The organism is Kluyvera sp. CHPC 1.2972 (assembly GCF_036759925.1).
Taxonomy (GTDB): Bacteria; Pseudomonadota; Gammaproteobacteria; order Enterobacterales; family Enterobacteriaceae; genus Kluyvera.
The window spans coordinates 44,980-58,608 of record NZ_JAPKIB010000007.1; the positions used below are offsets into that span (position 1 = coordinate 44,980).

At 56.8% G+C, this 13,629-nt stretch carries 14 protein-coding genes; 8 read left to right on the top strand and 6 right to left on the bottom strand.

Going from position 1 to position 13,629, the window contains the following annotated elements; all coding sequences use genetic code 11:
* Nucleotides 1-40 precede the first annotated feature (40 nt).
* A complete protein-coding gene (locus V6944_RS13010) occupies nt 41-940 on the top strand; it encodes a LysR family transcriptional regulator (protein WP_185667056.1) in 900 nt (299 codons plus the stop codon).
* Here the strand turns inward: V6944_RS13010 and V6944_RS13015 are convergent, their stop codons facing one another.
* Both V6944_RS13015 and V6944_RS13020 read right to left on the bottom strand, forming a co-directional pair.
* Nucleotides 941-2,185 carry a mechanosensitive ion channel family protein gene (locus V6944_RS13015; protein WP_333499267.1) on the bottom strand — a complete coding sequence of 415 codons (1,245 nt, stop codon included), beginning with the start codon at nt 2,183-2,185 and terminating at the stop codon, nt 941-943.
* 78 nt (nt 2,186-2,263) lie between these two features.
* On the bottom strand, nt 2,264-3,691 hold the full coding sequence (locus tag V6944_RS13020) for an MFS transporter (RefSeq protein ID WP_333499268.1): 1,428 nt from the start codon (nt 3,689-3,691) through the stop codon (nt 2,264-2,266).
* A gap of 131 nt (nt 3,692-3,822) precedes the next feature.
* Between V6944_RS13020 and V6944_RS13025 the strand changes: the two genes are divergently transcribed.
* The 3 genes from V6944_RS13025 (at nt 3,823) to V6944_RS13035 (ending at nt 5,436) form a co-directional block, all read left to right on the top strand.
* Nucleotides 3,823-4,662, top strand: a complete 840-nt coding sequence (locus tag V6944_RS13025; protein WP_333499366.1) for a helix-turn-helix transcriptional regulator — start codon at nt 3,823-3,825, stop codon at nt 4,660-4,662.
* A gap of 176 nt (nt 4,663-4,838) precedes the next feature.
* The gene (locus V6944_RS13030; RefSeq protein ID WP_333499269.1) at nt 4,839-5,156 is read left to right on the top strand and encodes a type II toxin-antitoxin system RelE/ParE family toxin; all 318 of its coding nucleotides are present in this window, start codon (nt 4,839-4,841) and stop codon (nt 5,154-5,156) included.
* Complete coding sequence (locus tag V6944_RS13035) at nt 5,149-5,436, top strand: helix-turn-helix domain-containing protein (RefSeq protein WP_333499270.1); 288 nt, start codon at nt 5,149-5,151, stop codon at nt 5,434-5,436. The genes V6944_RS13030 and V6944_RS13035 overlap by 8 nt, the downstream gene beginning before the upstream one ends.
* 89 nt (nt 5,437-5,525) lie before the next feature.
* On the opposite strand, the gene nfsB is transcribed toward V6944_RS13035, so the two are convergent.
* The 3 genes from nfsB to V6944_RS13050 all read right to left on the bottom strand — a co-directional run bounded on the left by nfsB (nt 5,526) and on the right by V6944_RS13050 (nt 7,245).
* Nucleotides 5,526-6,179 (bottom strand): oxygen-insensitive NAD(P)H nitroreductase, encoded by a 654-nt coding sequence (nfsB, locus tag V6944_RS13040; protein ID WP_185669551.1) that lies wholly within the window; start codon nt 6,177-6,179, stop codon nt 5,526-5,528.
* Between the two features lie 122 nt (nt 6,180-6,301).
* Nucleotides 6,302-6,670 (bottom strand): MmcQ/YjbR family DNA-binding protein, encoded by a 369-nt coding sequence (locus V6944_RS13045; RefSeq protein WP_185669552.1) that lies wholly within the window; start codon nt 6,668-6,670, stop codon nt 6,302-6,304.
* A complete protein-coding gene (locus V6944_RS13050) occupies nt 6,670-7,245 on the bottom strand; it encodes a TetR/AcrR family transcriptional regulator (protein WP_185669553.1) in 576 nt (191 codons plus the stop codon). Before V6944_RS13050 ends, V6944_RS13045 begins: the two co-directional genes overlap by 1 nt.
* 165 nt (nt 7,246-7,410) lie before the next feature.
* Between V6944_RS13050 and V6944_RS13055 the strand changes: the two genes are divergently transcribed.
* Both V6944_RS13055 and V6944_RS13060 read left to right on the top strand, forming a co-directional pair.
* Nucleotides 7,411-8,535: an MBL fold metallo-hydrolase gene (locus tag V6944_RS13055; protein ID WP_442910740.1), complete on the top strand. Its 1,125-nt coding sequence runs from the start codon at nt 7,411-7,413 to the stop codon at nt 8,533-8,535.
* 32 nt (nt 8,536-8,567) lie between these two features.
* Entirely contained in the window at nt 8,568-8,915 is a 348-nt protein-coding gene (locus tag V6944_RS13060) for a RamA family antibiotic efflux transcriptional regulator (protein WP_185669555.1), read from the top strand.
* A gap of 99 nt (nt 8,916-9,014) precedes the next feature.
* Here the strand turns inward: V6944_RS13060 and V6944_RS13065 are convergent, their stop codons facing one another.
* Nucleotides 9,015-9,263, bottom strand: coding sequence for a DUF1158 domain-containing protein (locus tag V6944_RS13065; RefSeq protein WP_185669556.1), 249 nt, complete (start codon nt 9,261-9,263; stop codon nt 9,015-9,017).
* Between the two features lie 515 nt (nt 9,264-9,778).
* On the opposite strand from V6944_RS13065, the gene V6944_RS13070 reads away from it, so the two are divergent.
* Both V6944_RS13070 and V6944_RS13075 read left to right on the top strand, forming a co-directional pair.
* Nucleotides 9,779-12,496, top strand: a complete 2,718-nt coding sequence (locus V6944_RS13070; protein ID WP_333499367.1) for a cation-transporting P-type ATPase — start codon at nt 9,779-9,781, stop codon at nt 12,494-12,496.
* 54 nt (nt 12,497-12,550) lie between these two features.
* On the top strand, nt 12,551-13,621 hold the full coding sequence (locus tag V6944_RS13075) for an efflux RND transporter periplasmic adaptor subunit (protein WP_333499272.1): 1,071 nt from the start codon (nt 12,551-12,553) through the stop codon (nt 13,619-13,621).
* Nucleotides 13,622-13,629 lie beyond the last annotated feature (8 nt).

Consider the following 13,629-nt stretch of genomic DNA (forward strand, 5'->3'; position numbering starts at 1 on the left):
AATATCGTTTGGCGCAAGCATTGAAGGGAGCCATGCAGAGATGATCAATTTTCGCATTATTCGCCATATGTGGCTGTTTCTCGCCGTGGCGGAGGAGAAACATTTTGGCCGCGCGGCGAAGCGGCTTGGCATGACGCAACCGCCCTTAACCCAGCAGATTCAGGTGCTGGAGCAGTCGCTAAAGGTGCAGCTGTTTGACCGTTCAAAGCGTAACGTTCAGCTCACGCCCGTCGGGCTGGCCATTCTGCCGGCGGTCAAACGTTTTGCCGAGCAGGTTGAACGGCTGGAGCTGGCGGTGAACGAAGCGGTGGCCGGGCATACCGGCATGCTGACCATTGGCGCTATCAGCACCGCGATGCTCGACGTGCTGCCGCCGCTGATTGATAAGATGAAGGCATGCTACCCGGATATCGTGATTTCCATTAAAGAGATCGACAGCGCTGAAGCAGTGCTGGCGCTGCAAAACGGCGAGATCGATCTGGCCTTTGCACGGCTCACCGGGGAGATGGGCGAGGGGATTACGCTGTTGCCGCTGTCCAGCGCCGAACTGGTGGTGGCGCTGCCTCGTCAGCATCGGCTGGCAGCCGAGCCTCGGATTGCGCTGCGTGATTTGATGCAGGAAGAGTGGGTGATGTTTTCACGTCACCTGAGCCCGGTCTATTTCGACAGCATTACCGCTGCCTGTCGCAGCGAAGGTTTCTCGCCGCGAATTATCCACCACGTCCGTTCGGTCTCTTCGCAGATTGCTTTTGTCGGTTGTGGGCAGGGGATTGCGCTGGTGCCGGACTCGCTGGAGCGTCTGTCACCGGCCAACGTGGTCACGGTGCCGCTCGACCAGACGATTGAGGTGATCACCACGGCGGTGGCCTGGTCAGCCAGCCGGAAAAATCCGCTGGCTGACAAGTTTATCGCCCTGATTCAGACGCCTGAGGTGGCGTGATTACTGCCCGATAGCACCCGCGAGGGCGCGAATATCATTACCGGTTGGCGACTGATGTATCCGCAGGCCAAACTCTTCGACCACGGCAAAAATATGGTCGAAGATATCGGCCTGAATACTTTCATATTCCGCCCAGATAACGGTGTTGGTAAACGCATATATCTCAATGGGCAGGCCGTTATTATCCGGTGCCAGTTGGCGTACCATCAGCGTCATATCCTTGCGAATTTTCGGATGGTTACGAAGATATTCGTTGAGATAGGCGCGGAAGGTGCCGATATTGGTCATTTTGCGCAGGTTAAGCACCGAATCATCGCTGCCGTACTCCTGGTTCCACAGGCTAATTTCCTGATAACGAGAGTCCATATACGGCTTTAACAGTCGCGCCTGAATTAAGCGCTCTTGCTCTTGCTCATCGAGGAAATGGACGCTGGTGGTATCAATGTTCAGGCTGCGCTTAATTCGACGTCCGCCGGAAGCCGACATGCCGCTCCAGTTTTTAAACGAATCGGAGACCAGCGACCAGGTGGGAATAGTGGTAATGGTGTTATCCCAGTTACGCACTTTGACCGTGGTTAAGCCAATATCGGTGACCGCACCATCGGCGCCGTATTTCGGCATCTCCAGCCAGTCGCCGAGCTTCAGCATATCGTTCGCCGACAGCTGAATACCGGCCACCAGACCGAGGATCGGGTCTTTAAAGACCAGCATCAGTACCGCCGCCATGGCCCCCAGACCGCTTATCAGAATCGCCGGTGACTGCCCCAGCAGCAGGGAGATCATCAGGATGCCAATCAGAATCGCACTCACCAGTTTTACGCCCTGGAATATGCCTTTAAGCGGAAGCTGAGAGGAGAAGGAGAGCTTCTGTGACAGATTGAAAATAACGTCCAGCAGCGAGAAGAACGACAGCAGGGCATATAGCATCACCCACAGCTGCGCCACCGTGGTTAATATTTCCGCTGCTTCACTGCCTTTTTGCAGCCACAGCACGGCCTGCACGTTAACAATGATCCCCTGTAACGTAAACGCCAGTCGGTGAAACAGCTTATTCTGCGTGATGATTTGCAGCCATAAATGGCTGCTGGCCTGCGCCCGCTTTTCGAAGGTGCGCAGCACCAGACGGTGTAAAATCAGATGAACAATGATGGCAGTGAGAAAAATAATACCAAAGATGATCACCAGCGAATTGGTATGGTTTATTTCAATGCCCATCTCTTCTATCTGGGAAATGAGTTCCTGCATAACGTCTCCTATATAGCCAGCCTTTAATAATGACCAGGCTGGCTATAATATGCAAACAGGTATACAGGAACTTAATAATCAGGAAGTTGCCATTGTCGGGCTACGGTTTAAATGATGGCGCAGGCCAATGGCAATGACCGCCAGCAGCAGCATCATCACCGCCTCTACGCCGAGAAAACCGATCATCGCCTGCGGATAGCTGCCGTGATGGTTACGCATCAGCATCAGCAGCAACGAGCCAAATACCGCCGGGCCCAGCCCCAGCGTGGCCTGCTGCAGCGTACTCAGCAGCGCGCTGCCCGCGCCCGCATCGTTAGCGGTAATATCGCGCATTCCCACACGGTAGAAGCAGTTCACAATCAGCGCCTGGCCGTAGCCAATCAGCGCCGTGGCGGGTACCAGCGTCAGCGTGGTGGTCGCCTGGCCGTAATGATGAAAGGTCTCCATCAGCAACAGCAGGCCGCTAATTTGTACCACCAGACCGGCAACCAGGATGCGCCCCATGCTGTGGCGTGCAATCAGTTTCGGCGCGTACATTGCCGACAGGAAATAGGCCACGCCAAGGGCGATAAAGCTGTTGCCCGACTGCCACGGTGCCATGCCGAGGCCGGACTGCATGGTCAGCGCCATACAGAACATAAACCCGGACCAGGCGCTGAAAAACAGCAGCGCAATCACCATACCGAAGCGAATGCTTGCCAGTTGAAGCAGACGCGGCGGCAGCAGTGGATGCTCGCCGCGCTGTTCTTTGCGCAGCGCGGTGGCGCGCATCCAGAACAGCAGCGGGATAATCGCCAGCAGCATCAGGCGCATCGACCACGGCCAGTGCAGCTCCGGCCCCAGCGCCATCGGGAACAGCAGGCAGCAGAGAATAAGCCCAAGGCTGAAGGTGCCCTGCCAGTCGATGGTGGAGTGTTCATCACGGCGGGTTTCTGGTACGTAACGGCGACTGAACGCCAGCACCAGCAGGCCAATGGGCACGTTGATAAAGAAGGCGTTACGCCAGCCCATCCCGGCGATATCCGCCGACACCAGCCAGCCGCCGAACATCTGCCCGACGATAAACGAAATACCGCCAATGCCGCCGTACAGACTAATGGCGCGAGCATGCGCCGTCCCCTTCAGCGTGACGTGCAGCGTGGCGAGGATCTGCGGCACGATAAGCGCCGCGCCAGCGCCCTGAAGCGTACGGGCGGCGAGCAGGGCGGTGATTGAGTTAGCGACTCCGCACAGCAGTGACGCGAGGCTAAAAACCGCCACGCCCCACATAAACAGACGGCGGCGACCATAGTTGTCGCCAAGCTTGCTGCCCATCGCCAGGCAGACGGCGAACGCCACGCCGTACAGCGCCACAATGAGCTCTAGCTGGGTGGGGCTGGCATGCAAAGACTCGGTGATGGAATCCAGCGCGACGTTGGTAATCGAGGTATCGATTTGGGGCAACATCAGGCCGGTCAGCAGCAGGAAAAGCCCTGCGCGACCGGGTGAAACAGCAGACGTTTTCATGGTGACTCCATTGCGTCATTCAGCGATTGGACGTAGCATCGCTGATTAAATAAACGGGTACCAGTTCCTGGTTATACTGGTACTGGCACTACTATGCTGGAGATACCATGAGCCTCATCAGCCACAGTGAAATGGACGTATTGCAGACACGGCAGATGGATAACCGTAAGCAGCTGGGTGCATTTCTTCGGGCGCGACGGGAAAGTCTCGACCCGCAGCGGTTGGGGTTACCGCGCAGCGGGCGACGGCGCACGCCGGGCCTGCGTCGCGAAGAGGTGGCGATGCTGGCGGACGTTGGCGTGACCTGGTATACCTGGCTTGAGCAGGGGCGCGAGGTTAATCCGTCGGTGGCGGTAATGCAAGCGGTCGCCGAGGCGCTCCAGTGCAGCGAACTTGAGACGCGCCACCTGTTCGTGCTGGCGGGGCTGACGCCGCTGGAGTCCGCCAATGTTCCTCAGTGCGAGGGCATCAGCCCCGGCACGCGCCGTATGCTGGACAGTTTGCTGCCTCAACCGGCCAGTATTCAGAAGCCCAATTTTGATATCGTGGCGTGGAATGAGGCATTTTGTCGGCTGATGGGCGTCGATTTTTCCATCATTCCCGAAGATGAACGAAATTGTATCTACCTGTATCTGACCCATCCCGGCTGGCGTAGTCGACTGGCTAATCCTGACGTACTGGGCAACTTCGTCTCCTATTTTCGCGCCGCGATGGCGGAACACCGGGGAGAACCGGCGTGGGAGAACAAGCTTGCTCGCTTCTTCGCCGCCTCCGCCGAGTTTGAAGCCCTCTGGCACCAGCGCTACGAAGTACGCGGCGTCGAAAACCAGATCAAAACGTTCCGCCACCCTGATTTTGGCGAATTCCAGCTACAGCAGATGTACTGGTACTCCGCGCCGCGCAACGGCTCGCGTCTGCTGGTTTATTTACCGGTAGATGAGGTAGGGGAAGGGGTGTTGGCGAGGTTGTAGTACGGGGGCGGCACGTTGCCTGGATGGGCTACCTGGTGTATGCGTTTTACGATCCGCTATCCATGTTTAAAACCGGAATCTGAACTTTGATGCTAGCAGGAGTAGGGTGATGCAAAACGGGTGAATTAACCTTTAATGCAATTTGCCTTATATGCTAATATTCAGGGACGAAAATCGTGTTCAGAATTCTTGTTCATGTAGATGCCAGAGAGGAATTGCTGGCATTGCCTGCTTCTGCGCAAGCGAAGATGATCGGCAAGATAGAAAAACTTCGGCTAAATCCAACTGCTCTACGAGAGCCAGACAGTAAACCTCTACCTCACGGCCTTTTTGAAATACGTACGGTAGGGATGATTCATTGTCGCGGTATCTATGCTTTTCAGCAGGGGAAGACGATTTTCTTACTGCGCGTATTTATTAAAAAAACGCAAAAAACACCTCCAGCGGAACTCCGTCTGGCATTAAAACGGCTACAGGAGATGCAGGATGAGTAAGAAGGTAATTGATTGGGATGACCTGAGAGCCGAAATGCTGGAACGGTCAGACGTGAAGGCGGCGTTTGATGCGCAGGAACGGCAGGAACGTCTGCGAGACATGCTGGCGCAGTGGCGTAGCCGTGCGGGCCTGACGCGAGCGCAGGTTGCGCAGCGAATGGGTGTGAGTGCCCCGACGGTGTCCAGGATGGAAGCCAACGTAACACGAGCAAGCCTCGATACGCTGACGCGTTATGCGCTAGCTTGCGGGGTGAAACATCCGCAGATCTTGCTGTATTGAGATTCCCCGGCGGCGCTTCGCCTGGACGGGCTACTCGAATATTGTAGCCCGGCCAGGCGAAGCGCCGCCGGGAAGGCACGGCGGCTAAATTAGATCTCGGTAATCACCGCTTCTTCCGGCAGACGAGATTTTGGCAGCGCTTTGTTGAAGTCTTCCACGCTGTGGTGGCCAACCGGCACCACGACCAGGCTGGTGAAGCCTTTCTCTTTCAGGCCAAACTCGGCGTCCATGATCTCGGCGTCGAAGCCTTCGATCGGTACTGCGTCGAGGCCCATTGCGCCCATCGCCAGCAGGAAGTTACCCACGTTCAGATAGGTCTGGTTAGCTGCCCACTGCGCGTCGTCGTGACGTTCTTTACGGTGCAGGTCGGCGAAGAAGGTGCGGCCTTTGTGGTTAGCGGCTTTGGCTTCTGGCGTCGCAAAACGGCCATCGGCATCTTCCTGATCCACCACTTTTTCCAGCCAGGCATCGTCGATCGCGGTTTTTGCGCAGAATACCACCACGTGGGAAGCATCCAGCATTTTGCGTTCGTTGAACACGTAACCGCCCGCTGCGGATTTCGCCACGCGCGCTTTGCCTTCGTCGGTGCTGGCGACGATAAAGTGCCACGGCTGGGAGTTGGTGCTGGAAGGGCTATAGCGCAGCAGGGTTTTCAGAGCAGCAGCCTGCTCGGTGGTCAGCTTTTTGCTGGCATCAAAGGCTTTGGTGGAATAGCGCGCTTTAGCAACGGAAACGATGTCCATAAACACTCCTGAATGATAAAAAGCACCGCAAATCGGTGCGTCGTATCAAAGCAGGGTACCGCGCGATTTAACAAATGAGAAGGGTGTAAAATGCGATAACACTTATCGCATTTAACGCAAAATCAAACGGGACGCACGCGCTGTTGCACGCGTTTTGGCAGCTTGTTCACCACCAGATTCCACGAATCTTCAATCAGACTGTTGAGCAGATCGACCGTGATCTCATCGCCAGGATGAACCGAAATCCAGTGCTTTTTGTTCATATGATAGCCCGGCTTGATGTGCGGGTAGATAGCCTGGTGCAGCAACGATTGTTCCGGGTCAACCTTCAGGTTGATGATAGGTTCGCCGCGCAGATAGGCCTTGAGCATAAACATTTTGCCCTCAACCGTAAAAACATCGTACTCCGGGCCGAAAGGCCAGTAGATGTCGGAGAAGGGCAGGGTTAGCGCAAACTCGTGCGCCCGTTCATGCAGCGTTTTACCGTCCATTACTCACCTTCCGCCAGGGCCAGCCACATCGCTTCGAAGCCCAGCGCTTTGAACTTATCGGCACGCTGCGGTTCCCGGCTAGCAAATTCAATCGTGGTTTCCGCCAGCGACAGGAACAGCGCATCGCCAAAGGCGCGGAAGTCATCGGACATAAAGACCGGGCGCACCGAGCGCTGGCAGAGCTTTTGCAGCTCCGGGAACATCGCTTTCACCTGAGCGGTGGTCTCTTCGGTGATTTTTTCGCTCACCGCCATGCGTCGCAGCGCGTGGTGTCCGGTCGGGTTGCGTACGCCCCAGTCGATGTAGCTGTTCCAGATGCTATGGGTAAAGTCTTTTGGTACTTCGGTATCCACCAGCCCGGCTTTCATCGCCTCGCACAGGCCGGTTTTCAGATGCAGATAAAGCGCATTAAGCAGGTCGTCTTTGGTGGCGAAATAGCGAAACAACGTACCCTCAGCAACCCCCGCACTGCGTGCAATTAGCGCAGTCGATGCGGCAATGCCGGATTGGGCAATGGCGCTGGTCGCAGCGTCCAGTAACGCTTGTTTTTTATCTTCACTCTTCGGACGAGCCACTACACTTTACCTCTCTGACTGTAAAAAACGTGATTGAAACATGCCGACCCCAGGGACTTCAACGTCGATTGTCAAATTTTGAAAATTGCTTGACGATTTTTTCCCCGCCTTTCTATAATGAGTGCCTACTCACTCATAATCAACCTTTTTAGTGTGGCTTCCTGGATGAAGCCGGTCCAGGGTCAGGATATGAAACCTTTTATCATCAGTGTGGTTGCCATCATGCTTATTGCCAGTGCTGCAAGTTTACCCTTTGTCCTGAACGCCGGTTTTGGTCAGGCGCCGCAAGGGGTTGAGAAAAGTCAGATTGAACGTTCGCCGAACTATCGTGACGGCGCGTTCCAGAACGCCTTGCCAACGCCTGGCTTTACCGGTGACAAAAACATGGTGATGGCGTGGTGGGAGTTTTTAACCGCCAAACGCGAAAATGCCCGCCCGATGCAGCCGTTGCCGATGGTGCCGACCGATCTTGCCAGCCTACCGCTGGGGCAGGACACCATGATTTGGCTCGGCCACTCCTCGTGGTACCTGCAGCTGTCAGGCAAACGTATTTTGATTGATCCAGTGTTCAGCAGCTATGCCGCGCCGTTCTCGTTTCTGAATAAGGCGTTTGAGGGCAACTACCCGTGGCGCGCGGAGAACATGCCGGAGATAGACCTGCTGATCATCTCTCACGACCACTACGATCACCTGGATTACGCCACCATCAAGGGGCTGATGCCGAAGATCAAACATGCCGTGGTGCCGCTTGGCGTGGGTTCACACCTGCGTTACTGGGGGATGAAAGATGAGCTGATTACCGAAGCTGACTGGCAGCAGAGCGTCACCATCAGCGATGCGCTGAGCGTGCACGTGCTGCCCGCGCGTCACTTCTCTGGCCGCGGCCTGAAGCGTAACCAGACCCTATGGGCGAGCTTTATGTTCGTGACGCCGACGCAGAATATCTACTACAGCGGCGACACAGGCTATGGCCCGCACTTTAAAGCGATTGGCGAGCAGTTTGGTCATGTGGACGTCGCCATTATGGAAGACGGTCAGTACGACCAGGACTGGCGCTACATCCACATGATGCCGGAACAGACGGCGCAGGCGGCGGCGGATCTCAACGCTCGCCGTGTGCTGCCGGGCCACGCCGGGCGCTTCGTGCTGGCGAAACACACTTGGGATGATCCGTACAAACGTCTGGCGCAGGCCAGCAAAGACAAAGCGTATCGGCTGCTGACGCCGATGCAGGGCGAGCCGGTGTGGCTTGCTGATACCGCACAAACATTTGGTGCCTGGTGGGAATAACCACCGGCAGTCGTTAAACGAGGGGAGGGTGTATGACCGAATTAGCCACTCAGGTTGTCGACACACTGGTCGAATGGATTGACGACAATCTGCATCAGCCATTGCGTATTGATGAAATTGCCCGTCGGGCAGGGTACTCAAAATGGCATTTACAGCGTATTTTCCTGCAGCACAAAGGGGAGAGTCTGGGGCGTTACATTCGCCACCGGAAGCTGAATCTGGCGGCCGATGAGCTGTGTACGACCGATCAAAAGGTTTACGACATCTGCCTGAAGTACGGGTTTGATTCCCAGCAGACCTTTACCCGCATTTTCACCCGCACGTTCCATCAGTCGCCGGGTGCCTACCGCAAAGAGAATCATCGTCCGCAGACGCATTGATTCGGCCCCGGGGTCGGCGTAAACGCCTCGCCCGGGCTACCCAACCATCTCATACCCCGTAGCCCGGCCGAGCGCAGCGACGCCGGGGAATCACGGCCATTAATCCGCCAGCGAAAACCAGCGCCGCCATACGAAACGAATCACCAGATACTCAATCGTCCCCAGCGCCAGAAACCACACGCAGAACAGTACGGTGTACAGCTGGCTCAGATCCATAAAATGGAAGGTCTCAACCAGCTTTTGCGCCAGCGTCAGCCCCAGCGACGGCGCAGGCAGCAGCAGGCAGGAGAGGAGCGCCAGCAATAAAATACCGGCAGCGGTCATCAGGGATTCGAGCGGATGCTTCATATAATGTTAATCTTTGGTTAAAGATATTATTGTCCGGTAATTTTTAATAGAACGCAATGTTTCTAATTAAACAAATCCCTTAGTGAATAATTAATATAAATCACCAGACCTACGATAATAATCGTACATTGATAAATGAAATAATGTTCTGGTTTAAATTAAATATAGCTTTCGTAAATTAACGTCATGCTCCAGATAATATTTTTACAAAAGTATAAGTACTATATCCAACCAGCGTGGCAATCACGATAGCCAGCGCTACGTACAGCGCCAGGCGGCGCCCTTTGTAGATTCCAAACATAATGACCTCGTTTAGATGGGGTTTAGGAACATTCTGTAATATTAATATTAGTAATTCAGCTTAATGTCATTCTGAAAATTTAAAAAGCAAAAAATATTGTGATTCAATAAATATTTTTGCTCGAAAATATTATTCAGTGATATCGCCTTGGCCAGAAATGGAATTCGGGCTTTCCGTTCGCAGGAATTTAAAAGGAAACCTTATTGTGTCTAAAATGATGAACGCCCAGAATGTGCCGCACGCGGGTCACGACCCGCATGAGCACGCCTACCAGCAGACCTCCGAGCAGGTGCTGTCACACCTGAACAGCCAGCCTGACGGTCTGAGCATGGACGACGCCGCCGCGCGTCTGAACACCTACGGCCCGAACGCACTGCCGGAGAAAAAAGGCAAACCCGCGTGGCTGCGATTCCTTGCCCACTTTAACGATGTCCTTATTTACGTCCTGCTGGCCGCGGCGGCGCTGACCGCCGTGATGGGCCATTGGGTCGATACCTTTGTCATTCTCGGCGTCACGGTGATTAACGCCCTGATTGGCCACATTCAGGAAAGTAACGCAGAGAAATCGCTGAAAAGCATCCGCAATATGCTCTCCAGCGACGCGCGCGCCATTCGCGGCGGCAGCCATAAAACGGTGGCGACCACCGACCTGGTGCCGGGTGATATCGTGGTACTGCGTGCGGGCGACCGTATTCCGGCGGACATGCGCCTGATTGAAGCGCACAACCTGCGCGTGGAAGAGGCGATCCTCACCGGCGAATCCACCGTGGTTGATAAGCACACCGACGTGCTGCACGGCGAACTGCCGCTGGGCGACCGTACTAATATGGTCTTCTCTGGCACCACCGTCAGCGCCGGTGGCGGCGTGGGCGTGGTCGTGGCGACCGGGCAGGAGACCGAACTGGGCCACATCAACCAGATGATGGCCGGTATTGAAAAGCACCGCACGCCGCTGCTGGTGCAGATGGACAAGCTCGGCAAAGCGATTTTCGCCATCATCCTGGCGATGATGGGCGCGCTGTTTGTCTTCAGCATGGTGCTACGCGACATTCCACTGGGCGAGCTGCTGCTGTCGCTGATTAGCCTCGCGGTTGCCGCGGTACCGGAAGGTCTGCCGGCGATTATCTCGATTATTCTGTCGCTGGGCGTGCAGGCGATGGCGCGTAAGCGGGCGATTATCCGCAAGCTGCCGACCGTTGAAACCCTGGGCGCGATGACCGTGGTCTGCTCGGATAAAACCGGCACCCTGACCATGAACGAAATGACCGTTAAAGCGATCATTACCGCCGACAGCTGCTACCGCGTTGACGGCAACAGCTACGAGCCGCACGGCAATATCTATCTGGAAGGCAGCAACGAGCCGGTCAACGTACAGCCGTACACCGTGCTGGAGAAATACCTGCGCACCATCGACCTGTGCAACGACAGCCAGTTGATTCAGGATGCGCAGGGCCACTGGGGCATTACCGGCGGTCCAACTGAGGGTGCGCTTAAAGTGCTGGCAGCGAAGGCCAACCTTGAGCCGATGCGTACCCAGCTGATTGCGAAGATCCCGTTCGACTCGCAGTACAAATACATGTCCACCCACTTCCAGCTTGCTGATGAAGAAGTGGTGATGGTGACCGGCGCTCCGGATGTGCTCTTCGCCCTTTGCCAGCAGCAGCAAACCGCACGCGGCGTCGCCCCGTTTGACCGCGGCTACTGGGAAGCGGAGATGGCGCGTTTTGCCAGCCAGGGCCTGCGTATGGTGGCCGCGGCGACCAAGCCCGCCGCGCCGGGGGCGAAAACCCTCGACCATAGCGACCTGCAGGAAGGCCTTATCTTCCTCGGCATTGCCGGGATGATGGACCCGCCGCGTCCGGAAGCGGTAGAGGCGATCCACACCTGCCAGAATGCCGGGATCCGCGTGAAAATGATCACCGGCGATCACCCGCAAACCGCCATGAGCATTGGCCAGATGCTGGGGATCCGCAACAGCAGCGAAGCAATGACCGGCTACCAGCTGGAGCACATGGATGACGCCGAGCTGGCAAAAGCGGCGGTGGAGTACGACATCTTCGCCCGCACCAGCCCGGAGCATAAGCTGCGCCTGGTGAAAGCCCTGCAGGAGAACGGCGAAATCGTCGGCATGACCGGCGACGGCGTAAACGATGCGCCCGCGCTGCGTCAGGCAGATGTCGGTATCGCGATGGGTATTAAAGGCACCGAGGTGACCAAAGAGGCCGCCGATATGGTCCTGACCGACGATAACTTCGCGACCATCGCCAGTTCGGTCAAAGAGGGGCGTCGCGTTTACGACAACCTGAAGAAGACGATTCTGTTCATCATGCCGACCAACCTGGCGCAGGGGCTGCTGATTATCATCGCCCTGCTGGCAGGGAACATCATCCCGCTGACCCCAGTGTTGATTCTGTGGATGAACATGGCAACCTCCGCCACGCTCTCCTTCGGCCTCGCTTTTGAAGCCGCTGAGCGTAACGTAATGAACCGGCCGCCGCGTAAAACTGGCCAGCACGTGATGGATGCCTTTGCCGTCTGGCGCGTTGCCTTTGTCGGCTCGATGATTGCCATTGCCGCCTTTATTCTTGAGGCCTGGCTGGCACCGCGCGGCCACAGCGCCGAGTTCGTGCGCACCGTGCTGCTGCAGATGCTGGTGACCGCGCAGTGGGTCTATATGATCAACTGCCGCAGCAGCGACCGCTTCTCTCTGAACCGCGGCCTGCTGAAGAACAAAGGCATCTGGCTGGTGACCGGCGTACTGCTTCTGCTCCAGCTGGCGATTATCTACCTGCCGCTGATGCAGACGTTGTTCGGCACTGAAGCGCTGCCGCTGCGCTACTGGGGCATTACCCTGATGATTGGCGTCGCGATGTTCCTGGTGGTTGAAGTGGAAAAACGTCTGACCCGCCGTTTCCGTAAAACGACCTCGTAACTCATACGCCCCTCTCCAGCCGGAGGGGGGCGCTTGCCCTGCAAGGATTTCTCCATGAAAAACACTTTCCGCCTCGCCCTGCTGGCCTGTGGCCTGGCCGCCTGCGTGCAGGCTTCCGCCTCGGTGCCGGTGCGCATCATCACCGTTGAACAGGCTCCGCACGCTGCCGAGCGTCAGGTACCGGGCCGCGTTGAGGCCATTCATTCGGTCGAGATCCGCGCCCGTACTGAAGGGGCCATCGTGCAGCGCCATTTCCAGGACGGGCAGGAGGTCAACAAAGGTGACCTGCTGTTTACCCTTGATGATGCCCAGCCCCGGGCGGCGCTGGCGCTGGCACAGGCGGAACTGAAAAGCGCGCAGGCTTCGCTGCGTCAGGCGCAGCAGCTGCTTTCGCGCTATCAGAGTCTGAAAACCAGCCAGGCTATCAGCCGTAACGATGTCGATAACGCGCAGATGCAGCGCGACGTGGCGGCGGCGGCCGTTGAACAGGCGAAGGCTCGCATCTCTGCCCAGCAAATTACCCTTGATTACACCCGTATTACCGCACCGGTCAGCGGACGCGTCGGCCACAGCGCCTTTCACATCGGGACGCTGGTTAACCCCGCCAGCGGCGTGCTGGCTGAGGTGGTGCAGCTTGAACCTATCCGCGTGAGTTTCGCGCTGGATGAGTCGGCGTTCTACAGCAAAGCCGGGCAGCATGCGGATATCCGCGCGCTGAAGGCAGCGTGGCGGGCGCAAATCACCCTCGACGGCCAGCGTGAAGATGGCGTGCTGACCTCGGTCGACAACCGTATCGATGCCCGCACCGCCAGCGTGACGATGCGCGCGGAGTTCGCTAACCCTCAGCACCGTTTGCTGCCGGGCGGCAACGTTTCGGTCACGCTGCGTCCGCAGGTGGCGACCGAGCGAGTGATGATCCCGGCGGCGGCGGTACAGCAGGATGCGCAGGGCTACTTTAGCTGGGTACTGACACCAGAGAATAAGGCCGGGCAGCGTCGTCTGTCGCTGGACGGCCAGCAGGGACAAGCCTTTGCGGTCGCGCAGGGGCTAATCGCGGGTGAGCGCGTGGTCGTTGAGGGCGCACAGCGCCTGACCGACGGTGCCGCCGTGACGCTGCTGAATTAAGGAGAGAG

Bases quoted from the DNA above. Each gene is read 5' to 3' on its own strand.
- V6944_RS13045 (WP_185669552.1), bottom strand. From the start codon at position 6,670: ATGGACGGTAAAACGCTGCATGAACGGGCGCACGAGTTTGCGCTAACC.
- V6944_RS13065 (WP_185669556.1), bottom strand. From the start codon at position 9,263: ATGAAGCATCCGCTCGAATCCCTGATGACCGCTGCCGGTATTTTATTG.
- V6944_RS13055 (WP_442910740.1), top strand. From the start codon at position 7,411: ATGAAGCCGGTCCAGGGTCAGGATATGAAACCTTTTATCATCAGTGTG.
- V6944_RS13035 (WP_333499270.1), top strand. From the start codon at position 5,149: ATGAGTAAGAAGGTAATTGATTGGGATGACCTGAGAGCCGAAATGCTG.
- nfsB (WP_185669551.1), bottom strand. From the start codon at position 6,179: ATGGACATCGTTTCCGTTGCTAAAGCGCGCTATTCCACCAAAGCCTTT.
- V6944_RS13025 (WP_333499366.1), top strand. From the start codon at position 3,823: ATGGACGTATTGCAGACACGGCAGATGGATAACCGTAAGCAGCTGGGT.
- V6944_RS13020 (WP_333499268.1), bottom strand. From the start codon at position 3,691: ATGAAAACGTCTGCTGTTTCACCCGGTCGCGCAGGGCTTTTCCTGCTG.
- V6944_RS13015 (WP_333499267.1), bottom strand. From the start codon at position 2,185: ATGCAGGAACTCATTTCCCAGATAGAAGAGATGGGCATTGAAATAAAC.
- V6944_RS13070 (WP_333499367.1), top strand. From the start codon at position 9,779: ATGATGAACGCCCAGAATGTGCCGCACGCGGGTCACGACCCGCATGAG.
- V6944_RS13060 (WP_185669555.1), top strand. From the start codon at position 8,568: ATGACCGAATTAGCCACTCAGGTTGTCGACACACTGGTCGAATGGATT.
- V6944_RS13010 (WP_185667056.1), top strand. From the start codon at position 41: ATGATCAATTTTCGCATTATTCGCCATATGTGGCTGTTTCTCGCCGTG.
- V6944_RS13075 (WP_333499272.1), top strand. From the start codon at position 12,551: ATGAAAAACACTTTCCGCCTCGCCCTGCTGGCCTGTGGCCTGGCCGCC.